This is a genomic window from Streptomyces sp. A0642 (assembly GCF_004795105.1).
Taxonomy (GTDB): domain Bacteria; phylum Actinomycetota; class Actinomycetes; order Streptomycetales; family Streptomycetaceae; genus Streptomyces.
This window is the reverse complement of the sequence record NZ_SSBL01000008.1, coordinates 140026-161565: the sequence shown is the minus strand read 5'-3', so window position 1 is coordinate 161565 and position 21540 is coordinate 140026. Positions and strand designations below refer to the sequence as shown.

At 71.1% G+C, this 21540-nt stretch carries 19 protein-coding genes; 16 read left to right on the top strand and 3 right to left on the bottom strand.

The features are described from left to right. Nucleotides 1–23 precede the first annotated feature (23 nt). On the bottom strand, nt 24–701 hold the full coding sequence (locus E6R60_RS17310) for a potassium channel family protein (protein WP_136327470.1): 678 nt from the start codon (nt 699–701) through the stop codon (nt 24–26). A 65-nt stretch (nt 702–766) separates the two neighbouring features. On the opposite strand from E6R60_RS17310, the gene E6R60_RS17305 reads away from it, so the two are divergent. Beyond that, a complete protein-coding gene (locus E6R60_RS17305) occupies nt 767–1327 on the top strand; it encodes an HIT domain-containing protein (RefSeq protein WP_136327469.1) in 561 nt (186 codons plus the stop codon). A gap of 66 nt (nt 1328–1393) precedes the next feature. Here E6R60_RS17305 and E6R60_RS17300 read toward each other — a convergent pair whose 3' ends face one another. Beyond that, nucleotides 1394–3064 carry a hypothetical protein gene (locus tag E6R60_RS17300; RefSeq protein WP_136327468.1) on the bottom strand — a complete coding sequence of 557 codons (1671 nt, stop codon included), beginning with the start codon at nt 3062–3064 and terminating at the stop codon, nt 1394–1396. A gap of 147 nt (nt 3065–3211) precedes the next feature. Further along, nucleotides 3212–5437 carry an elongation factor G-like protein EF-G2 gene (locus E6R60_RS17295; protein WP_136327467.1) on the bottom strand — a complete coding sequence of 742 codons (2226 nt, stop codon included), beginning with the start codon at nt 5435–5437 and terminating at the stop codon, nt 3212–3214. Nucleotides 5438–5905: 468 nt separating this feature from the next. Between E6R60_RS17295 and pgsA the strand changes: the two genes are divergently transcribed. From pgsA to E6R60_RS17220, 15 genes are all read left to right on the top strand, one after another. Then, on the top strand, nt 5906–6583 hold the full coding sequence (gene pgsA, locus E6R60_RS17290; RefSeq protein WP_136327466.1) for a phosphatidylinositol phosphate synthase: 678 nt from the start codon (nt 5906–5908) through the stop codon (nt 6581–6583). Beyond that, the gene (locus E6R60_RS17285; RefSeq protein WP_136327465.1) at nt 6580–7509 is read left to right on the top strand and encodes a phosphatidylinositol mannoside acyltransferase; all 930 of its coding nucleotides are present in this window, start codon (nt 6580–6582) and stop codon (nt 7507–7509) included. Before pgsA ends, E6R60_RS17285 begins: the two co-directional genes overlap by 4 nt. A 150-nt stretch (nt 7510–7659) precedes the next feature. Further along, on the top strand, nt 7660–8820 hold the full coding sequence (locus E6R60_RS17280) for a glycosyltransferase family 4 protein (RefSeq protein WP_136327464.1): 1161 nt from the start codon (nt 7660–7662) through the stop codon (nt 8818–8820). An 82-nt stretch (nt 8821–8902) separates the two neighbouring features. Further along, the gene (locus E6R60_RS17275; protein WP_136327463.1) at nt 8903–9448 is read left to right on the top strand and encodes a hypothetical protein; all 546 of its coding nucleotides are present in this window, start codon (nt 8903–8905) and stop codon (nt 9446–9448) included. A 338-nt stretch (nt 9449–9786) separates the two neighbouring features. Beyond that, complete coding sequence (gene pdxS, locus E6R60_RS17270) at nt 9787–10707, top strand: pyridoxal 5'-phosphate synthase lyase subunit PdxS (protein WP_136327462.1); 921 nt, start codon at nt 9787–9789, stop codon at nt 10705–10707. A 6-nt stretch (nt 10708–10713) separates the two neighbouring features. Next, entirely contained in the window at nt 10714–11307 is a 594-nt protein-coding gene (gene pdxT, locus E6R60_RS17265; RefSeq protein ID WP_136327461.1) for a pyridoxal 5'-phosphate synthase glutaminase subunit PdxT, read from the top strand. A gap of 61 nt (nt 11308–11368) precedes the next feature. Then, nucleotides 11369–12121, top strand: coding sequence for a YebC/PmpR family DNA-binding transcriptional regulator (locus E6R60_RS17260; protein WP_136327460.1), 753 nt, complete (start codon nt 11369–11371; stop codon nt 12119–12121). Between the two features lie 134 nt (nt 12122–12255). Continuing rightward, nucleotides 12256–12831: a crossover junction endodeoxyribonuclease RuvC gene (gene ruvC, locus E6R60_RS17255; protein WP_136327459.1), complete on the top strand. Its 576-nt coding sequence runs from the start codon at nt 12256–12258 to the stop codon at nt 12829–12831. After that, complete coding sequence (ruvA, locus tag E6R60_RS17250) at nt 12828–13454, top strand: Holliday junction branch migration protein RuvA (protein ID WP_136327458.1); 627 nt, start codon at nt 12828–12830, stop codon at nt 13452–13454. The genes ruvC and ruvA overlap by 4 nt, the downstream gene beginning before the upstream one ends. A gap of 79 nt (nt 13455–13533) precedes the next feature. Continuing rightward, nucleotides 13534–14607, top strand: a complete 1074-nt coding sequence (gene ruvB / locus E6R60_RS17245; protein WP_136327457.1) for a Holliday junction branch migration DNA helicase RuvB — start codon at nt 13534–13536, stop codon at nt 14605–14607. Nucleotides 14608–14771: 164 nt separating this feature from the next. Continuing rightward, a complete protein-coding gene (yajC, locus tag E6R60_RS17240; protein WP_136327456.1) occupies nt 14772–15257 on the top strand; it encodes a preprotein translocase subunit YajC in 486 nt (161 codons plus the stop codon). Between the two features lie 146 nt (nt 15258–15403). Continuing rightward, nucleotides 15404–17140: a protein translocase subunit SecD gene (gene secD / locus E6R60_RS17235; RefSeq protein ID WP_136327455.1), complete on the top strand. Its 1737-nt coding sequence runs from the start codon at nt 15404–15406 to the stop codon at nt 17138–17140. A 1-nt stretch (nt 17141) separates the two neighbouring features. Continuing rightward, nucleotides 17142–18245: a protein translocase subunit SecF gene (gene secF, locus E6R60_RS17230; protein ID WP_136327454.1), complete on the top strand. Its 1104-nt coding sequence runs from the start codon at nt 17142–17144 to the stop codon at nt 18243–18245. Beyond that, complete coding sequence (locus E6R60_RS17225) at nt 18242–18793, top strand: adenine phosphoribosyltransferase (RefSeq protein WP_136327453.1); 552 nt, start codon at nt 18242–18244, stop codon at nt 18791–18793. The genes secF and E6R60_RS17225 overlap by 4 nt, the downstream gene beginning before the upstream one ends. Nucleotides 18794–18964: 171 nt before the next feature. Beyond that, nucleotides 18965–21535, top strand: a complete 2571-nt coding sequence (locus E6R60_RS17220; protein ID WP_136327452.1) for a bifunctional (p)ppGpp synthetase/guanosine-3',5'-bis(diphosphate) 3'-pyrophosphohydrolase — start codon at nt 18965–18967, stop codon at nt 21533–21535. Nucleotides 21536–21540: the final 5 nt, after the last annotated feature.

The following is a 21540-nucleotide window of genomic DNA, read 5'->3' as shown; positions in this document are numbered from 1 at the left end:
TGACGGACGGGGCCCCCGGCGAGCTACCCGCTCGCCGGGGGCCCTTTCTCGTCCTCCCGGCGGAACACCTGGATCAGCCACGACGAGAACGAACCCGTCACCGCCCCCAGCAGCGCCAGCCCGCAGGCCATCAGGAACGCCGCGACGACCCGCCCCCACAGCGTCACCGGCACGGCGTCCCCGTACCCCACCGTCGTGAGCGTCGCGCACGCCCACCAGACCGAGTCGCCGAAGGTACGGATCGAGGCGCCCGGCGCGTCGTGCTCCTGGTGGTAGACCGCGAGGGCCGCCGAGAAGCCGAGCAGCAGGGCCGTCAGGCCGGCGTACGACATGACGCGGGCGTACAGGCTCAGCCGCGGTTCGTCGTGTCGCTTCTGGATGGCCGTGTACACCTTGACCAGCCGCAGCGGGCGCAGCAGCGGCAGCAGGAGCACGACCGTGTCGAGCCAGTGGACCCGCAGGAAGCGGTGGCCCAGGCCGCTGAGCCGGACGCGTACGGCGTAGTCGACGACGAAGAGGAGCCAGGTGGAGGCCACCAGCGCGAGGGAGATGTCGTGCCACGGGTCCGCGTCGGGCGGGGCGAGGACGCGGACCGCGTAACCGAGCAGGAACAGCAGCGAGGCGGCGAACATCGGTACCTCGGTGCGCTGCTCCCAGAGGGTGAAAGCGGGCGAGGGGCGGGCCGGGGTGCGGTCGCTCATCGGCCCAGCATCGCGCCGGGGGACGGGATCGGCCCCGGCGACACGCTTCGCAGGGGGGACGCCATATGCTGATCCGCATGACGAGTGAGCCGGAGCAGCAGATCGGAGTGGGAACGCCCGATGCGTTCCAGCGCCTGTGGACGCCCCACCGGATGGCGTACATCCAGGGCGAGAACAAGCCGACCGGCCCGGAGGCCGGCGACGGCTGTCCGTTCTGTGAGATCCCCTCGAAGTCGGACGAGGACGGGCTCGTCGTCGCGCGGGGCGAGCAGGTCTACGCCGTGCTCAATCTGTACCCGTACAACGGCGGTCATCTGATGGTGGTGCCGTACCGGCATGTCGCCGACTACACCGAGCTGGACGGCCCGGAGACGCTGGAGCTCGCCGACTTCACCAAGCGAGCGATGACGGCGCTGCGTGCGGCGTCGGGGGCGCACGGGTTCAACATCGGGATGAACCAGGGGGCGGTGGCCGGCGCGGGCATCGCCGCGCATCTGCACCAGCACCTGGTGCCCCGATGGGGTGGTGACACCAACTTCATGCCGGTGGTGGGCCACACCAAGGTGCTGCCTCAGCTGTTGGCCGACACCCGGAAGATGCTGGCCGACGTCTGGCCCGCCGCCTGATCCTCACGCTCACCGTGCGGGGCGCCCCGGGTCTTCCCGGAGCGCCCCGCACGTGTGTGTGACGGGTTACGCCTCGTAGAGGTCGGCCTTGCGCGGGGAGGGGTCCTGGATGAGTCCGCTCAGTATCGTCGAGCGGTTGTCGAAGCGCTCCGTGTCGACACCGTTCTCCTTGAGCACCTTGAGGGCCGCGCTGTGCACGACGCGCAGGACCGGTGTGGCGGCGCGCATCGCGTCGTCGGCCATGAAGCGGTGGCGCCACGGCTTCTCGGCCCAGGCGTGCCGGAGCCCGAAGGGTTCGGGGAGGGCGATCTTGCCGCCGAGGTAGTCGAGGAGCGGCGGGTACCAGGTGAAGGGGGCGCGCAGGGCGAGGCGGACGACCTCCTTCGACTCGACCAGCGCGAGGGTGATGTCGCGGGTCTCCCAGAACCTGACGGTCTTGTTGACGGTCCTCTTCTTGGCGGCGGGCTTGCTGGTGAACAGGGAGTGGACCGGTCCCAGCGCGTGTCCGGTGACCTCGATGCGCAGGGTCTCGAAGAGGACCGTGACGGTGATCATCATGGTGATGACCAGCTGGCCGTCCCACAGGGTGAACTGCACGCCGAGGTAGTGGCGGTCGCCGCCGCCGAACTGCTGGTGATTGCAGATCCGCTGTATCTCGTGGGGCTTGACCTGGAACGTGGCGACGTCCTCGCCCGCCGGGCGGGACACCTCGTCGGCGTTCTCGCCGACGGGGGACACGATCCAGTGCGTGACCGAGGGCTTGGGGAATCCACCGGTGTTCAGCGGGCCGCGCTCCAGCATCTTGAGCTGGTCGTGGATGACGCGTATCAGGTCCCAGCTGCGGAACTGGTGGAACTCCTTGCCGGGTTCCTTGGGGACGAGGTCCTCGGCGAGCTGCCAACTCCCCCAGCGGGTTCCCATGCCGAGGATGCCCTTGGGGCCGGCGTAGAAGACGGAGTTGGACTGCTGCTCGGCGGCGAGCTTCTCCAGGCCCTGGCGGAGCGCCTCGCGGGCGGTCTCGTTGGGGTTCTTCGGCACGGCTTCGGGGATCTTGGCGATGACGCCCCCGCCGGAGAGCAGGCCCTCCCAGCGGGCGCGCATGTCCTGGGCGGAGGCCTCGGCGATCCGTTTGGCGATCAGCCAGCCGATGACGGGCGCCACGATCATCGCGCGCAGGTACAGGCCGAGGAGCCCGGTGAGGGGCATCTTGACGAGGAAGAACAGGGCGGCGATGCCGATGACGGGGAGCAGGGCGTTGCCGAGGGTGGCGAGGACCCTGTCCTTCGTGCTGCCGAGGCCGTCGCGCAGCCGGAAGGCGAGGACCCACAGCAGCATTCCGGGCAGGAAGGCGAAGCCGAACAACGCGGTGACGGCGGTGAGTTTGGTGTCGCGCGCCTTGCGGAGGCGGGTCGCGGAGAGGCAGTGCTCGACGACGGTCTGCGGGTCGCTGCCGAAGGACTGGATGAGGGCCTTGCGCGCGCCGCCCAGCATGCGTTCCTGGACGGCTCGGGAGAAGGCCTCGCCGAGGTTGGGCTTAAAGTAGTCGGACTTGAAGAGCTTGGAACGTCCGGCTTTCACCTCGGACTTGTGCCACTCGCTGTTGGCTTTGAGGATGTCCTCCACCGGGCTGTCACGGTACGCGGCAGAGGCGAGGGCGTTGGTCGCCACCGCCGCTCCCGCCGAGCCCTGGAGCGGAATCTGCGCTCCAGGAGAGAAATCGAATCCGTTGCTGGCCACTGTCGCCCCCACTCGCCACCGAGGAACCGCTCCTGCGGCTGTTTCCCAACTGCCGGGTCCGGCACACTTTCTGACCTGGCAGCACAGCGTATCGTCCGGATCGGTACCCCGTCCGGCCCTGTGGACAACGCCGGCCGGCCGGTGGCCCTAAGTTCCCTTCGCGCCGTTCCCCTGCTGCGCGTGGAGGCGGTCGGCGAGCTGTGGGGGCATGGCCTCGTGGCGGGCGTAGGAGCGGTCGAAGCGGCCGGTGCCGTGGGACAGGGAGCGCAGGTCGACCGCGTAGCGTCCGATCTCCAGCTCCGGCACCTCGGCGCGTACGAGTGTGCGTCCGGCGCCCGACTGTTCGGTGCCGGTCACCCGGCCGCGGCGGCCGGAGAGGTCGCTCATCACAGGGCCGACGTAGTCGTCGGGGACCAGGACGCGGACTTCGGCGACGGGTTCCAGGAGCCGGATGCGTGCGTCGCCGGCGGCCTCGCGCAGGGCCAGGGCGCCGGCGGTCTGGAAGGCGGCGTCGGAGGAGTCCACGGAGTGGGATTTGCCGTCCCGCAGCGTGACACGCACGTCGACCAGCGGATGCCCGCCGCCGAGCCCGCGGGCGGCCTGGGCGCGAATGCCCTTCTCGACGGAGGGGATGAACTGGCGGGGCACCGATCCGCCGACCACCTGGTCGACGAACTCGATGCCCGAGCCCGCCGGCAGCGGCTCGACGTCGATCTCGCAGATGGCGAACTGGCCGTGGCCGCCGGACTGTTTGACGTGGCGGCCCCGGCCGGTGGACGGTCCGGCGAACGTCTCGCGCAGGGCCACGCGGTGGGGGACGGCGTCGACCTGGACTCCGTAACGGGTGCGCAGCCGCTCCAGCGCCACGTCCAGATGGGCTTCCCCGAGACCCCACAGGACCACCTGGCGGGTGTCGGAGTTCTGTTCCAGGCGCATGGTCGGGTCCTCCGCGACCAGGCGCGCGAGGCCCTGGGAGAGCTTGTCCTCGTCGGCTTTGCCGTGCGCCTGGATGGCGAGCGGCAGCAGGGGGTCGGGCCTCGTCCACGGTTCCATCAGCAGGGGGTGGTCCGGCGCGGACAGCGTGTCGCCCGTCTCCGCCGTGTCCAGCCGGGCGACGCAGGCGAGATCGCCGGCGATGCAGCGGGTGGCGGGCCGCTGCTGTCTGCCGAACGGCGAGGAGAGAGCCCCGACGCGGATCTCCGCCTCGTGGAAGGGGCGGGGCTCGTGGCCGGGGTCGACGAGTCCGTGGCCGGAAACATGCACCGTGTCGTCGGGGCGCAGGGTGCCGGAGAAGACGCGTACGAGCGAGAGGCGGCCCACGTAGGGATCGGAGGCCGTCTTGACGACTTCGGCGGCGAGCGGGCCCTGCGGGTCGCAGTCCAGGCCGGGGAGCGGGGCGCCGTGCAGGGTGGTCACGGCGGGCAGGGGGCGTTCGAGCGGGGTGGGGAAGCCGCCGGTGATCAGGTCGAGGAGTTCGACGGTGCCGATGCCCTGGCGGGCCCCGTCGGTGGCGGGGGCGGCGGTGAGGACGGGGTGGAAGGTGCCGCGCGCGACGGCGCGTTCGAGGTCGTCGACGAGTGTCCTGATATCGATCTCCGCGCCGCCGAGGTAGCGGTCCATCAGCGTCTCGTCCTCGCTCTCGGCGATGATCCCTTCGATGAGCCGGCCGCGGGCCTCGGCCAGGGGCGCCTGCTGGGACCCGGCGGGCGGGCGCTCGCGCCGTTCCCCGCCGGAGTAGTCGAAGATCCGCTGCGAGAGCAGTCCGGTCAGCCCCGTCAGCGGGGCGTGTCCGTCGGCGGCCTCGGGGCCGTACACCGGCAGGTAGAGGGGGAGTACCGCGTCGGGGTCGTCGCCGCCGAAGATCTCGCCGCAGACGCGGACCATCGCCTCGAAGGAAGTGCGGGCGGTGTCCAGGTGGGTGACGACGATGGCGCGCGGCATGCCGACCGCGGCGCACTCCTCCCAGACGGCGCGGGTGGTTCCGGCGACGGCGTCGGCCTCCTGGGCGGCCGAGACGACGAAGAGGGCCGCGTCCGCCGCGCGCAGACCGGCCCTGAGTTCCCCGACGAAGTCGGCGTAGCCGGGGCTGTCCAGCAGGTTGATCTTGATTCCCTCCCATGCGACGGGGACGAGGGAGAGCGATACGGAGCGCTGTCGGAGCTGTTCGATCCCGTCGTGGTCGGAGACCGTCGTGCCGTCCTCGACCCGGCCCGCCCGGTTGACCGCGCCCGCGGTCTGTGCGAGGGCCTCGACGAGGGTGGTCTTGCCGGAGCCGCTGTGGCCGACCAATATCACGTTCCTGATGGCGGACGGGTGGCCGGCCGCCGTCGCTCCTCCGGCGGCTCCGGTGTGCGTGTGTGCCTTGTCGCCCATGACGCGTCCTCCCGGGGGGATGGCGCCTGGCGGAGGGCCCGCCGGCGCGGGATGGGGAGCGGTCGCACGGGCACTGGGGGAGCCGCCGCGGCGGCTACGACGACGCCCGCGGTACTTCCGAGCTTTCCACTCCGGCCGGACCGCGTCCATACGCCGTACGCCGCCGCGGCGGGGCCGGCGCCTGGGCGGCGGCAGGCGGACGCCGTCGCCCAGGGTGCCCGGACGGTGGAGCGCCCCGCGCGTGACTACGATGGGCCAGGAGGGTGCTGAAGGCCCCGGCCGGGCCCGCGGTGTCCGGCACGCACATCTGCGGCGTTGCCGAAGCGTTCCTCATGGCTCTGCCATGGGGAGGCTCCGGCGCATCGCAGCCGCACGCACCGGACACCGCACCTCATGTCCGGCCGGACTTCAGCACCCTCCAGCCGGTGGCCGATGGGGTCATGCGGCCCACCGACCCTCGGGAAGGCCATGCTGAACAAGTACGCGCGTGCATTCTTTACGCGTGTCCTCACGCCGTTCGCCGCACTGCTGCTCCGTCTGGGCGTGAGCCCCGACGCGGTCACTCTGATCGGCACGGCCGGGGTGATGGCAGGTGCGCTGGTCTTCTTCCCGATGGGGGAGTTCTTCTGGGGCACGATCGTCATCACGGTCTTCGTCTTCTCCGACCTCGTCGACGGCAACATGGCGCGTCAGGCGGGCATCTCCAGCCGCTGGGGCGCGTTCCTCGACTCGACGCTCGACCGGGTCGCCGACGGGGCGATCTTCGCCGGTTTCGCGCTCTGGTACGCGGGCGGCGGCGACGACAACGTCCTGTGCGCGGTCTCGATCTTCTGCCTGGCGAGCGGCCAGGTGGTCTCGTACACCAAGGCGCGCGGCGAGTCGATCGGGCTGCCGGTCGCGGTGAACGGGCTCGTGGAGCGTGCCGAGCGCCTGGTGATCTCGTTGGTGGCCGCCGGTCTGGCGGGTCTCCACGGGTTCGGGGTGCCGGGCATCCAGGTCCTTCTGCCGATCGCCCTGTGGATCGTCGCCGCGGGCAGCCTGGTGACGCTGGTGCAGCGGGTCGTGACCGTGCGCCGTGAGTCCGCCGAGGCCGACGCGGCCGCTGCGGCGCCGGGCGCCGACCGGGGGAGCGAGGCCGCGCAGTGAGCGGTGAGACCGGGGACACGAAGCCCGGTGCCGGTGAACGGCTGAGCGACGCGTTGTACGGGCTGGGCTGGGCCGCGGTCAAGACGCTCCCCGAGCCCGCCGCGCGGGCGCTCTTCCGCACCCTGGCCGACCAGGTGTGGAGGCGGCGCGGCAAGAGCGTGCTGCGGCTGGAGTCCAATCTGGCGCGGGTCGTGCCGGACGCGAGCCCGGCCCGGCTCGCCGCCCTGTCCAAGGCCGGGATGCGCTCGTACATGCGCTACTGGATGGAGTCGTTCCGGCTGCCCACCTGGACGCCGGAGCGGATCAAGGCGTCCATAGACGTGACGGACGCCCACCGGCTGACGGAGGGCCTGGACGCCGGGCGCGGTGTCATTCTCGCCCTGCCGCACCTGGGGAACTGGGACCTGGCGGGGGCGTGGGTCACCACGGATCTGAAGGTCCCCTTCACGACGGTCGCCGAGCGGCTCAAGCCGGAATCCCTCTACGACCGGTTCGTGGCCTACCGCGAGGGCCTGGGCATGGAGGTGCTCGCGCACAACGGCGGGACCGCGTTCGGGACGCTGGCGCGCCGGCTGCGCGACGGCGGCCTCGTCTGCCTCGTCGCCGACCGCGACCTGTCGGCCTCCGGTGTCGAGGTGACGTTCTTCGGCGACACGGCCCGGATGCCGGCGGGACCGGCCCTGCTGGCCCAGCAGACCGGTGCGCTGCTGCTGCCCGTCACCCTCTCCTACGACGACACGCCGGTGATGAAGGCGCGGATCCATCCGCCCGTCGAGGTACCGGGCTCAGGCGACCGGGCCGAGAAGACGGCCGTGATGACGCAGGCCCTGGCCGACGCGTTCGCCGTGGGCATCGCCGAGCACCCGGAGGACTGGCACATGCTGCAACGGCTCTGGCTCGCCGACCTCGAACCCCGCCGGGACTAGGGTCTTCCGTTCCGGTCCGGGTCATGCCGGGCTCGCGGGCCGGCCCGCCCGGCCGCCGCGGCTCCGCGGCGACTCCCGCCTCCGCCTCCCCACCGCCCGCACCGCTCCCCGCTCCCTGATCCGGCCCGACCCGACCGAAAGGCCCCGGCAGTGAAGATCGGCATCGTCTGCCCGTACTCCTGGGACGTACCGGGCGGCGTGCAGTTCCACATCCGCGACCTGGCCGAGCACCTGATCCGGCTCGGCCACCAGGTCTCCGTACTGGCCCCGGCCGACGACGAGACGCCGCTTCCGCCGTACGTCGTGTCCGCGGGCCGGGCCGTGCCCGTCCCGTACAACGGCTCCGTCGCCCGGCTGAACTTCGGCTTCCTGTCCGCGGCCCGGGTACGGCGGTGGCTGCACGACGGCACGTTCGACGTGATCCACATCCATGAGCCGACCTCGCCGTCGCTGGGTCTCCTGGCCTGCTGGGCCGCGCAGGGTCCGATCGTCGCCACGTTCCACACGTCCAATCCGCGCTCGCGGGCGATGATCGCCGCCTATCCGATCCTCCAGCCGGCACTGGAGAAGATCAGCGCGCGCATCGCGGTCAGCGAGTACGCGCGGCGGACCCTGGTCGAGCACCTGGGCGGCGACGCGGTGGTCATCCCCAACGGGGTGGACGTCGGCTTCTTCGACGCCGCCGAGCCCAGACCCGAGTGGCAGGGGGGCACCATCGGCTTCATCGGACGCATCGACGAACCCCGCAAGGGCCTGCCCGTCCTGATGCGGGCCCTGCCCGCGATCCTCGCGGCACGCCCGGACACCCGGCTGCTCGTGGCGGGCCGGGGCGACGAGGAGGAGGCCGTCGCCTCCCTGCCGAAGGAGATGCGCGCACGCGTCGAGTTCCTCGGCATGGTGAGCGACGAGGACAAGGCGCGGCTGCTGCGCAGCGTCGACGTGTACGTCGCGCCCAACACGGGCGGCGAGAGCTTCGGCATCGTCCTCGTCGAGGCGATGTCGGCGGGCGCGCCGGTCCTGGCCAGCGATCTGGACGCCTTCGCGCAGGTCCTCGACCTCGGGGCGGCCGGGGAACTGTTCGCGAACGAGGACGCCGACGCCCTGGCCGGGGCGGCGATCCGCCTGCTGGGCGACCCGGAACGACGCGCGGAGCTGAGCGCGCGCGGAACCGCGCATGTGCGGCGCTTCGACTGGTCCACGGTCGGGGCGGACATCCTCGCGGTGTACGAGACGGTGGCGGACGGGGCCGCCTCGGTGGCGACGGACGAACGCACGGGGCTGCGGGCCCGGTTCGGGCTGGCCCGGGACTGACCGGCGGCCTCTCGCCCCGGGCGGGCGATCCCGCCGCCCGGGAGGGCCGGGGCACGCCCGCTCACCGGTAGCCTTGCCGCCCGTGACCCAAACCCTCATCTGGACCGCCGTCGTGCTCATCGCGATCGGTCTGTACCTCAGCTGGACCGCGGGTCGTCTCGACCGGCTGCACACCCGCATCGACGCGGCCCGCGCCGCCCTCGACGCCCAACTGCTGCGCCGCGCCTCGGTCACCCAGGAGCTCGCCACGTCCGGCGTCCTCGACCCGGCGGCCTCCATCGTGCTGTACGAGGCCGCCCACGCCGCCCGTCAGGCGGAGGAGGAGCACCGCGAGGTCGCCGAGAGCGAGCTGAGCACCGCCCTGCGCGCGGTGTTCGGCGAGCGGGTCCAGGTCGAGGCGGTGAAGGAGATCCCGGGTGGCGAGGAGGCCGCGTCGGAGCTGGCCGCGGCCGTACGCCGGGTCCCGATGGCCCGCCGGTTCCACAACGACGCGGTGCGTGCGGCGCGTGCGCTGCGCCGCCACCGCACGGTGCGCTGGTTCCGGCTGGCCGGGCACGCCCCGTTCCCGCTGGCCTTCGAGATGGACGACGAGCCGCCGGTCGCCCTCGCGGACCGCCCGGGCACCTGACGAGGGGGCACGCCCGGGCGAACGGGCCCCGGCGCACGCTCGGGACGGCGGGGCACGCCCCCGGGGCGAGCGGGCCCCGCAGCATGCACGGGACGGCGGGGCTGCTGACGCCGGCGCACGCACGGACCGCCGGGGCTGCTGACACCGGCGTACGCCGGGGACACGGGGCTGATGACGCCGGCGCATGCACGGGACACGCCCCAGGGGGCCGCCGCCGCGGACCAAAACGATCCACCGGCCTCTCATTGGCCCTTGTTGTGGACTGGTGCCGCAGCGTTTGCTCAGCAGTGCATCAGTCCTGCACCCTCAGCCCCTTTTTCTCCGAGTGAGGTCGATCCGTGTCCACGAACCCCGCCACCCCCCAGTCCGCAGACGCCCCCGCCACCGGCACCGCCCGCGTCAAGCGCGGCATGGCCGAGCAGCTCAAGGGCGGCGTGATCATGGACGTCGTCAACGCCGAGCAGGCGAAGATCGCCGAGGACGCGGGCGCCGTGGCCGTCATGGCCCTGGAGCGGGTGCCGGCCGACATCCGCAAGGACGGCGGCGTGGCCCGGATGTCGGACCCGAACATGATCGAGGAGATCATCGAGTCCGTCTCCATCCCGGTGATGGCGAAGTCCCGCATCGGACACTTCGTCGAGGCCCAGGTCCTGCAGTCCCTCGGCGTCGACTACATCGACGAGTCCGAGGTCCTCACCCCGGCCGACGAGGTCAACCACAGCGACAAGTTCGCGTTCACGACCCCGTTCGTCTGCGGCGCCACCAACCTGGGCGAGGCCCTGCGCCGTATCGCCGAAGGCGCGGCCATGATCCGCTCGAAGGGCGAGGCCGGCACCGGCAACGTCGTCGAGGCCGTCCGCCACCTGCGCCAGATCAAGAACGAGATCGCCCGCCTGCGCGGCTACGACAACAACGAGCTGTACGCCGCCGCCAAGGACCTCCGCGCCCCTTACGAGCTGGTCAAGGAGGTCGCCGAGCTCGGCAAGCTGCCCGTCGTCCTCTTCTCCGCGGGTGGCGTCGCCACCCCGGCCGACGCCGCGCTGATGCGTCAGCTCGGCGCCGAGGGCGTCTTCGTCGGCTCGGGCATCTTCAAGTCCGGCGACCCGGCCAAGCGCGCCGCCGCCATCGTGAAGGCCACCACCTTCTACGACGACCCGAAGATCATCGCGGACGCCTCCCGCAACCTGGGCGAGGCCATGGTCGGCATCAACTGCGACACGCTGCCCGAGACTGAGCGCTACGCCAACCGCGGCTGGTAGTCACTGATGAGCGACACCCCTGTCATCGGCGTCCTGGCACTCCAGGGCGACGTACGGGAACACCTGATCGCCCTGGCCTCGGCGGACGCCCTGGCCAGGCCGGTCCGGCGTCCCGAGGAACTCGCCGAGGTCGACGGCCTGGTCATCCCGGGCGGCGAGTCCACCACGATGTCCAAGCTGGCGGTCCTGTTCGGCATGCTGGAGCCCCTGCGCGAGCGGGTGCGGGCCGGGATGCCCGTCTACGGCACCTGCGCCGGGATGATCCTGCTCGCCGACAAGATCCTCGATCCGCGCTCGGGCCAGGAGACCGTCGGCGGCATCGACATGATCGTGCGGCGTAACGCTTTCGGGCGGCAGAACGAGTCGTTCGAGGCGGCCGTGGAGGTCGCCGGAATCGACGACGGCCCCGTCGAGGGCGTCTTCATCCGGGCCCCCTGGGTCGAATCCGTGGGCGCCCGGGCCGAAGTGGTGGCCGAGCACGGCGGGCACATCGTGGCGGTACGGCAGGGAAACGCCCTCGCCACGTCATTCCACCCGGAACTGACCGGCGACCACCGGGTCCACGCCTACTTCGTCGACATGGTGCGCGCTGTCACCTGACTCGACCCCGGTAGGATCTCTCGGGTTCGTACGGATTTTGGTGACGCGAAGGAGAAGGCAGATGTCCGGCCACTCTAAATGGGCTACGACGAAGCACAAGAAGGCCGTGATTGACGCCAAGCGCGGCAAGCTCTTCGCGAAGATGATCAAGAACATCGAGGTCGCGGCCCGCACCGGCGGTGCCGATGTGTCCGGCAACCCGACCCTCTTCGACGCCATCCAGAAGGCGAAGAAGAGCTCGGTCCCGAACAAGAACATCGATTCGGCGGTCAAGCGCGGCGCCGGTCTCGAGGCCGGCGGCGCCGACTACGAGACGATCATGTACGAGGGCTACGGCCCGAACGGTGTCGCCGTGCTCATCGAGTGCCTCACCGACAACCGCAACCGCGCCGCGTCCGACGTCCGCGTCGCCATGACCCGCAACGGCGGCTCGATGGCCGACCCGGGCTCGGTCTCGTACCTGTTCAACCGCAAGGGCGTCGTGATCGTCCCCAAGGGTGAACTCACCGAGGACGACGTCCTCGGCGCGGTGCTCGACGCCGGCGCCGAGGAGGTCAACGACCTCGGTGACACGTTCGAGGTCCTCAGCGAGGCCACCGACATGGTCGCGGTCCGCACCGCGCTCCAGGAGGCGGGCATCGACTACGACTCGGCCGAGGCCAACTTCGTCCCGACCATGCAGGTCGAGCTGGAGGAAGAGGGCGCGCGCAAGATCTTCAAGCTGATCGACGCGCTGGAGGACAGCGACGACGTGCAGAACGTCTTCGCCAACTTCGACGTCTCCGACGAGGTCATGGAGAAGGTCGACGCCTGAGGGACCGCCGGGCGACCGGCGCCGCTCTCTGTGGACGGGCCGACGGGGACACACCCCGTCGGCCCGTCGCATTGTCAGTGCGAGCCGATAGCCTGCGGGAACAGTTGACCGATCGGCAGGGAGGGGGGCGAACCGTGCGGGTACTCGGCGTGGACCCCGGGCTCACGCGGTGCGGCGTCGGAGTCGTCGAAGGCGTCGCGGGCCGGCCCCTGACGATGATCGGGGTGGGCGTCGTGCGCACGGCGGCCGACACGGAGCTCGGCCACCGGCTGGTGGCCATCGAGCGCGGCATCGAGCAGTGGCTCGACGAGCACCGCCCGGAGTTCGTCGCCGTGGAGCGGGTGTTCGCCCAGCACAACGTGCGTACGGTGATGGGCACCGCCCAGGCCAGCGCGGTCGCCATGCTCTGCGCGTCCCGTCGCGGCATCCCGGTCGCCCTGCACACGCCCAGCGAGGTCAAGGCCGCCGTCACCGGCAGTGGACGCGCGGACAAGGCCCAGGTCGGCGCCATGGTCACCCGGCTCCTGCGTCTGGACGCCCCGCCGAAGCCGGCGGACGCGGCGGACGCCCTCGCCCTCGCCATCTGCCACATCTGGCGCGCCCCCGCGCTCAACCGTCTCCAGCAGGCGCACGCGGCCGCCGCGGCGGCGTCCCGCACCCCGCGCGTCCCGCGCACCGCAGCCGTTCCCGTCCGGAAGGTCCCCCGATGATCGCCTTCGTCACCGGCCCCGTCGCCGCGCTCGCCCCGACCACGGCCGTGATCGAGGTCGGCGGCATCGGCATGGCCGTCCAGTGCGCACCGAACACCCTCGCCGGCCTCCGCGTCGGCCAGGAGGCCAAGCTCGCCACCTCCCTCGTCGTACGGGAGGACTCGCTGACGCTCTACGGCTTCGCCGACGACGACGAACGGCAGGTCTTCGAGCTCCTCCAGACCGCCAGCGGCGTCGGGCCCCGGCTCGCCCAGGCCATGCTCGCCACGCACAGCCCGGACGCCCTGCGCATCGCCGTGGCCACCGGCGACGAGAAGGCGCTCACCGCCGTGTCCGGCATCGGCAAGAAGGGCGCCCAGAAGCTCCTGCTCGAACTGAAGGACAGGCTCGGCGAGCCCGTCGGCGCCCACATCGGCCAGCAGGGCATCGGCGCCCCGGTCTCCGCCGCCTGGCGCGACCAGCTCCAGGCCGCCCTGATCGGCCTCGGCTATGCCACCCGCGAGGCCGACGAAGCGGTGACCGCCGTCGCGCCGCAGGCGGAGGCGGCGCTCGCCCAGGGCGCCCAGCCGCCCGTGCCGCAACTGCTGCGCGCCGCCCTGCAGACCCTCAACCGCACACGCTGAGCGGACCCGGGCACCACCCCTGACGCCCGGCCCGCACCCCACGGCCCGGCACCGAAACACCCGAGGCGGGACTGACGAGATGAACTGGGACGAGACCGGACCCGACACCGACGAGCTCCTCGACGAGCGGCTCGTCGACGCCGGCGCGGACGGTGAGGACACGGCGGTCGAGGCGGCCCTGCGCCCCAAGGACCTCGACGAGTTCGTCGGCCAGGAGAAGGTGCGCGAACAGCTCGACCTCGTCCTCAAGGCGGCCCGGGCCCGCGGCGCCACCGCCGACCACGTGCTGCTCTCCGGCGCCCCCGGCCTGGGCAAGACCACCCTGTCGATGATCATCGCGGCGGAGATGAACGCGCCGATCCGGATCACCTCGGGCCCCGCCATCCAGCACGCGGGCGATCTGGCGGCGATCCTGTCCTCGCTCCAGGAGGGCGAGGTCCTCTTCCTCGACGAGATCCACCGCATGTCCCGGCCCGCCGAGGAGATGCTCTACATGGCCATGGAGGACTTCCGGGTCGACGTGATCGTCGGCAAGGGCCCGGGAGCCACCGCCATCCCCCTGGAGCTGCCGCCCTTCACCCTGGTCGGCGCGACCACCCGGGCCGGACTGCTGCCGCCCCCGCTGCGCGACCGCTTCGGCTTCACCGGCCACATGGAGTTCTACGCCCCGACCGAACTGGAACGGGTGATTCATCGCTCGGCCGGCCTCCTGGACGTCGCGATAGACGTCGAGGGCGCCGCCGAGATCGCCGGACGCTCCCGCGGCACGCCCCGCATCGCCAACCGGCTGCTGCGCCGGGTCCGGGACTACGCCCAGGTCAAGGCCGAGGGCAGGATCGACCGCGAGATCGCCGCCGCGGCCCTGCGGGTGTACGAGGTCGACGCCCGGGGCCTCGACCGGCTGGACCGGGCGGTGCTCGGCGCCCTGCTGAAACTCTTCGGCGGCGGCCCGGTGGGCCTGTCCACGCTCGCGGTCGCCGTGGGTGAGGAACGCGAGACGGTCGAGGAGGTCGCGGAGCCCTTCCTCGTACGGGAAGGACTGCTGGCCAGGACGCCGCGGGGGCGCGTCGCCACCCCGGCGGCCTGGGCCCATCTCGGCCTGGCGCCTCCCCAGCACGGTGGAAAGGGACAACAGGGCCTGTTCGGGGCGTGATGCATCACAGGTTGACCCACAGAGGAACCACGGTGCCATGCTGGGCGTTGTTCCATCGATGCGGACTCGCTTAGACTCCGCCGATGCCGCCCTTAAAGGTCGGTGTACCCACCCCCGTAGACCAGGCCGCCTTCCAGCGCGGTCGTGCGAAGGAAAATCGTCCCGTGAATCCCGTGACTCTCCTCCCCTTCATCGTGCTCATCGGGGCCATGTTCCTGATGACGCGGTCCGCCAAGAAGAAGCAGGCGGCGGCTGCGAACATGCGCAATGAAATGCAGCCCGGCACCGGCGTCCGGACGATCGGGGGCATGTACGCCACCGTCAAGGAGCTTCACGACGACACGGTCCTCCTCGAGGTCGCCCCCGGCGTGCACGCCATCTACGCGAAGAACGCCATCGGCGCCGTCCTCGACGACGCGGAGTACAACCGCATCGTCCACGGTGACGTGGAGGAGCTCGACGTCGACGGCGCGATCGTGCCGGACGACGCCTCCTCGCTGACCGAGGCCGAAGCCGCCGACGAGGTCACCTCGGACGACGCCAAGACCGACCTGGTCAAGAAGACCGAGTCGGACGACGCGGAGCAGGCCGACGACACGGCCGGCAAGAAGTCCGAGGGCAAGACCGACGGCGACGCCGACGCGAAGTAGTACACGACCCGGGGATGCCGTGAGCCCACAGGCCTCCGCCCATCCCCGGTCCGTGCGGTCTTCTGCGGGGACGGGTCCCCACTAAACTTCGTGGCCGCTCGGGCGCATACCCGGCGCGGGGCGGTTGGACAGGGAGAAACGAGAAGGTGGCAGCACCGAAGAAGGGCCGAGGACCGGCCGGCGGTCAGGGCAGGCCGGGGCGTTCCCTGGCTCTGATCCTGATCGCCATGGTCGCTCTCACCGGCGGGATGTTCCTGGCCGACCAGCCGACGCCGCGACTCGGCATCGACCTGGCCGGCGGCACGTCCATCACGCTGGAGGCAAAGGCCGAGCCCGGCCAGGAGTCGGCGGTCAACAAGACCAACATGGACACGGCGGTCCAGATCATGGAACGCCGCGTCAACGGTCTCGGTGTCTCCGAGGCCGAGGTCCAGACCCAGGGCGATCGCAACATCATCGTCAACATCCCCAAGGGCACGAATTCCGCCCAGGCCCGTGCGCAGGTCGGCACGACCGCCAAGCTCTACTTCCGGCCGGTGCTGACCGTCGCCCAGGGGACGCCGACGCCCGCGCCGAGCGCCTCGTCCACCGGCAAGGCCAGCCCGTCCGCCAAGCCGAGCGCCTCCGCCTCGGACAAGGCGGGCAGCCCGTCCGCGAAGCCCAGCGCCACCACCCAGGGCCGCGCCGTCACCGGCGCCCTGAAGGCCGACTCCACGCCCACGCCGAAGGCCAGTGCCACACCGAAGGCGAGCTCCACTCCGACCGCTTCGGCGAAGGAGCAGGCGGCGGCCGCCGATCTGCAGAAGAAGTTCGAGGCGCTGGACTGCTCCAGCAAGGCTTCCCGCTCCAAGGCGAGCCAGGGCACCAAGGCCACGGACACGGTCGTCGCGTGCGAGCAGGACGGCAGCGCCAAGTACGTCCTCGGCCCGGCCGAGGTCGACGGCACGGACGTCGACAGTGCCAAGGCGGCGATCAACCAGCAGTCCGGTCAGTGGATCGTCCAGATGGAGTTCACCGGCGGCGGCGCCAAGAAGTTCAACAAGACCACGGGCAAGCTCGCCCAGCAGCAGTCGCCGCAGAACCAGTTCGCCATCGCGCTCGACGGCGAAGTCGTCTCCGCGCCTTCCGTGAGCCAGGCCCTGAGCGCCAACGCCGAGATCTCCGGCAGCTTCACCCAGCAGTCCGCCGAGGACCTGGCCAACGTGCTCTCCTACGGTGCTCTGCCGCTCTCCTTCCAGGAGCAGAGCGTCACCACCGTGACCGCCGCGCTCGGCGGCGAACAGCTCCGCGCCGGCCTCATCGCCGGCGCCATCGGCCTGGCCCTGGTCGTCGTCTACCTGGTCGCCTACTACCGCGGGCTGGCGCTCATCGCGCTCCTCAGCCTCCTGGTCTCCGGCATCCTGACCTACACGATCATGTCGCTGCTCGGCCCGGCCATCGGCTTCGCGCTGAACCTGCCGGCCGTCTGCGGCGCCATCGTCGCGATCGGTATCACCGCGGACTCGTTCATCGTGTACTTCGAACGCATCCGGGACGAGATCCGTGAGGGCCGCACCCTGCGCCCGGCCGTCGAGCGGGCCTGGCCGCGCGCCCGGCGCACCATCCTCGTCTCCGACTTCGTGTCGTTCCTGGCGGCGGCGGTCCTGTTCGTGGTCACCGTCGGCAAGGTCCAGGGCTTCGCGTTCACGCTGGGTCTCACCACCCTGCTCGACGTCGTCGTGGTCTTCCTCTTCACCAAGCCCGTCATGACGCTCATGGCCCGTACGAAGTTCTTCGCCAGCGGTCATCCGTGGTCCGGACTGGACCCGAAGCGGCTCGGCGCCAAGCCGCCGCTGCGCCGTTCGCGCCGTGTCAACGCCCCCACCGACCCGAAGGAGGCGTGAGATGTCGCGACTCGGCAATCTCGGCGCCCGTCTCTACCGCGGCGAGGTCGGCTACGACTTCATCGGCAAGCGCAAGATCTGGTACGGCGTCTCGATCCTGATCACCATCACGGCCATCGTCGGCCTGGCGGTCAGCGGCCTGAACATGGGTATCGAGTTCAAGGGCGGCGCCGTCTTCACCACCCCGAAGACGAGCGTCTCCGTCAACCAGGCGGAGGATCTGGCGTCCGAGTCCTCGGGGCACCAGGCCATCGTCCAGAAGCTGGGCAACGGCGGTCTGCGCATCCAGATCACCGAGGTCGACACCGCGAAGTCCGACCAGATCAAGAGCGAGCTCTCCAAGGGCCTCGACGTCCCGGCCGAGAAGATCGCCGCCGACCTCGTCGGCCCCAGCTGGGGTGAGCAGATCGCCAACAAGGCCTGGACCGGCCTCGGCGTCTTCATGGTCCTCGTGGTGATCTACCTGGCGATCGCCTTCGAATGGCGAATGGCCATCGCGGCCCTCGTCGCGCTGATCCACGACATCACCATCACGGTCGGTGTCTACGCGCTCGTCGGCTTCGAGGTCACGCCGGGCACGGTCATCGGTCTGCTGACGATCCTCGGTTACTCCCTCTATGACACGGTCGTCGTCTTCGACAGCCTCAAGGAGGGCACGAAGGGGATCACCAAGCAGACCCGGTGGACGTACAGCGAGATCGCCAACCGCTCCATCAACGGCACGCTGGTCCGTTCGATCAACACCACGGTCGTCGCCCTGCTGCCGGTCGCCGGTCTGCTGTTCATCGGCGGCGGTGTCCTCGGCGCCGGCATGCTGAACGACATCTCGCTGGCCCTCTTCGTCGGCCTCGCCGCCGGCGCGTACTCCTCGATCTTCATCGCCACTCCGCTGGTCGCCGACCTCAAGGAACGCGAACCGCAGATGAAGGCGCTGAAGAAGCGGATCCTCGCCAAGCGCGCCGCGGCCGCCGCCAAGGGCGAGCCGAACGAGGCCGAGCAGGAGGACGAGCGGTTCTCCGAGGACACGGCGCCCGCCGGTGCCGTCGTCGGTCAGCGCCAGGAGCCCCCCAGGGGCCACGGCAGGACCCCGGGGAAGCGTCGATGACCAGCACCACCGAGAGCACCAGGGAACTGCTGCTCAGCCGGATCCGTGACGTGGCGGACTACCCGAAGCCGGGCGTGATGTTCAAGGACATCACACCGCTGCTGGCGGACCCGGTCGCGTTCACGGCCCTCACGGACGCCCTCGCGGAACTGTGCGTACGGCACGGCGCCACGAAGATCGTCGGCCTGGAGGCCCGCGGCTTCATCCTGGCCGCACCGGTCGCGGTCAAGGCCGGCCTCGGCTTCATTCCCGTCCGCAAGGCCGGGAAGCTGCCGGGAGCCACGCTCGGCCAGGCGTACGAGCTGGAGTACGGCACCGCGGAGATCGAGGTCCACGCGGAGGACCTGTCGGCCGACGACCGCGTCATGGTCATCGACGACGTGCTGGCCACCGGCGGCACCGCCGGCGCCTCGCTGGAGCTGATCCGGCGGGCCGGAGCCACGGTCGCGGGCGTCTGCGTCCTCATGGAGCTGGGCTTCCTGTCCGGCCGTGAGCGCCTGGCGCCGCACCTCCGGGGCGCTCCGCTGGAGGCCCTGATCACGGTCTGAACGTCCGCCGCACGGCGGTCGTCGCAGCCACCCGCACACCGCGGCGGGCACCCGGGAACAACCGGGTGCCCGTTTCGCGTTGTGAGGGCTCTCACCGTCCCCGGGGGAGCTCCGGCCGAAGGGTCGATACGATGGCCCTTCCGGGTGTCCGGATCCGCACGAGGAGTGCTCTTGCCAGACGAGGCCCAGCCAGTCGCCGCCCCGCAGCCCGACAAGCCCGAGGCGGCCCCAGCCACGCCCGCGAAGCAGCAGCCCGCGGAGAAGAAGCCGAAGCCCCCGGCGCCCGAGCCCGGGGCGGGCCCGGCCCCCGCCGAGGCGAACGGTCCCGCGACCGCTGCCCCCGCGCAGCCGGCCGTCCCCGCCTCCCCGCCCCCCACCGCGCCGAAGCCGCCCGCCAAACCCGCGACGGCGCCGGCCGCACCCGCGGGCCCGGTGGCCCGCAGCGGAGGCTCCTCCAACCGCGTCCGGGCCAGGCTGGCCCGCCTCGGCGTCCAGCGCTCCAGCCCGTACAACCCGGTACTGGAACCGCTGCTGCGTACCGTCCGCAGCAACGACCCCAAGATCGAGTCGTCCACGCTGCGCCAGATCGAGAAGGCCTACCAGGTCGCCGAGCGCTGGCACCGGGGCCAGAAGCGCAAGAGCGGCGACCCGTACATCACCCACCCGCTCGCCGTGACGACGATCCTCGCCGAGCTGGGCATGGATCCGGCCACGCTGATGGCGGGGCTGCTGCACGACACCGTCGAGGACACCGAGTACGGCCTGGACACCCTGCGCCGCGACTTCGGCGACCAGGTCGCCCTGCTGGTCGACGGCGTCACCAAGCTGGACAAGGTCAAGTTCGGCGAGGCCGCGCAGGCCGAGACCGTACGCAAGATGGTCGTCGCCATGGCCAAGGACCCCCGGGTCCTCGTCATCAAGCTGGCCGACCGGCTGCACAACATGCGCACCATGCGCTACCTCAAGCGGGAGAAGCAGGAGAAGAAGGCCCGCGAGACGCTGGAGATCTACGCACCGCTGGCCCACCGCCTGGGCATGAACACCATCAAATGGGAGCTGGAGGACCTCGCCTTCGCGATCCTCTACCCGAAGATGTACGACGAGATCGTCCGCCTCGTCGCCGAGCGGGCCCCCAAGCGCGACGAATACCTCGCCATAGTGACCGACGAGGTCCAGTCCGACCTGCGCGCCGCCCGGATCAAGGCCACCGTCACCGGACGGCCGAAGCACTACTACAGCGTCTACCAGAAGATGATCGTGCGGGGCCGGGACTTCGCCGAGATCTACGACCTGGTGGGCATCAGGGTGCTCGTCGACACGGTCCGCGACTGCTACGCGGCGCTGGGCACGGTCCACGCGCGATGGAATCCGGTTCCGGGCCGGTTCAAGGACTACATCGCGATGCCCAAGTTCAACATGTACCAGTCGCTCCACACCACGGTGATCGGCCCCAGCGGCAAGCCCGTCGAGCTGCAGATCCGCACCTTCGACATGCACCGTCGGGCCGAGTACGGCATCGCCGCGCACTGGAAGTACAAGCAGGAGGCCGTCGCCGGCGCCTCCAAGGTGCGCACCGACGTCCCCAAGAACACCGGACGCGGCCAGGACACCGTCAACGACATGGCGTGGCTGCGCCAGCTCCTGGACTGGCAGAAGGAGACCGAGGACCCCAGCGAGTTCCTGGAGTCCCTGCGCTTCGACCTCTCCCGCAACGAGGTCTTCGTCTTCACGCCCAAGGGCGACGTCATAGCGCTGCCCGCCGGGGCGACACCCGTCGACTTCGCGTACGCCGTCCACACGGAGGTCGGCCACCGGACCATAGGGGCACGGGTCAACGGGCGGCTCGTCCCGCTCGAGTCGACACTCGACAACGGCGACCTGGTGGAGGTCTTCACCTCCAAGGCGGCCGGAGCCGGGCCCTCCCGCGACTGGCTCGGTTTCGTCAAGTCGCCGCGCGCCCGCAACAAGATCCGTGCCTGGTTCTCCAAGGAGCGCCGCGACGAGGCGATCGAGCAGGGCAAGGACGCCATCGCGCGGGCCATGCGCAAGCAGAACCTGCCGATCCAGCGCATCCTGACGGGCGACTCGCTCGTCACGCTCGCGCACGAGATGCGCTACCCCGACATCTCGTCCCTCTACGCCGCGATCGGCGAGGGACACGTGGCGGCGGCCGGCGTGGTCCAGAAACTGGTGCAGGCGCTCGGCGGCGAGGACGCGGCCAACGAGGACCTGGCGGAGAGCTCCCCGCCCTCGCACGGCCGCAACAAGCGCCGCGCCAAGGCCGACCCGGGCGTGGTCGTCAAGGGCGTCGAGGACGTCTGGGTCAAGCTGGCCCGCTGCTGCACACCCGTGCCCGGCGACCCGATCATCGGCTTCGTCACCCGCGGCAGCGGCGTCTCGGTGCACCGGGCCGACTGCGTCAACGTGGACTCGCTCTCGCAGCAGCCGGAACGGATCCTCGACGTCGAGTGGGCGCCCACCCAGTCCTCGGTGTTCCTGGTCGCCATCCAGGTCGAGGCGCTGGACCGGTCCCGGCTCCTCTCGGACGTCACCCGGATCCTGTCCGACCAGCACGTCAACATCCTGTCCGCGGCCGTGCAGACGTCCCGCGACCGGGTGGCCACCTCGCGCTTCACCTTCGAGATGGGCGATCCCAAGCACCTGGGACACGTCCTGAAGGCCGTACGCGGCGTGGAGGGCGTCTACGACGTCTACCGGGTGACCTCGGCCCGCAGGCCGTAAGGCAC

Excerpts from the sequence above, each read along its gene's own strand:
- E6R60_RS17310 (WP_136327470.1), bottom strand. The coding sequence starts at position 701 with ATGAGCGACCGCACCCCGGCCCGCCCCTCGCCCGCTTTCACCCTCTGG.
- E6R60_RS17305 (WP_136327469.1), top strand. The coding sequence starts at position 767 with ATGCTGATCCGCATGACGAGTGAGCCGGAGCAGCAGATCGGAGTGGGA.
- E6R60_RS17295 (WP_136327467.1), bottom strand. The coding sequence starts at position 5,437 with ATGGGCGACAAGGCACACACGCACACCGGAGCCGCCGGAGGAGCGACG.
- pgsA (WP_136327466.1), top strand. The coding sequence starts at position 5,906 with ATGCTGAACAAGTACGCGCGTGCATTCTTTACGCGTGTCCTCACGCCG.
- pdxT (WP_136327461.1), top strand. The coding sequence starts at position 10,714 with ATGAGCGACACCCCTGTCATCGGCGTCCTGGCACTCCAGGGCGACGTA.
- E6R60_RS17260 (WP_136327460.1), top strand. The coding sequence starts at position 11,369 with ATGTCCGGCCACTCTAAATGGGCTACGACGAAGCACAAGAAGGCCGTG.
- ruvA (WP_136327458.1), top strand. The coding sequence starts at position 12,828 with ATGATCGCCTTCGTCACCGGCCCCGTCGCCGCGCTCGCCCCGACCACG.
- ruvB (WP_136327457.1), top strand. The coding sequence starts at position 13,534 with ATGAACTGGGACGAGACCGGACCCGACACCGACGAGCTCCTCGACGAG.
- secF (WP_136327454.1), top strand. The coding sequence starts at position 17,142 with ATGTCGCGACTCGGCAATCTCGGCGCCCGTCTCTACCGCGGCGAGGTC.
- E6R60_RS17225 (WP_136327453.1), top strand. The coding sequence starts at position 18,242 with ATGACCAGCACCACCGAGAGCACCAGGGAACTGCTGCTCAGCCGGATC.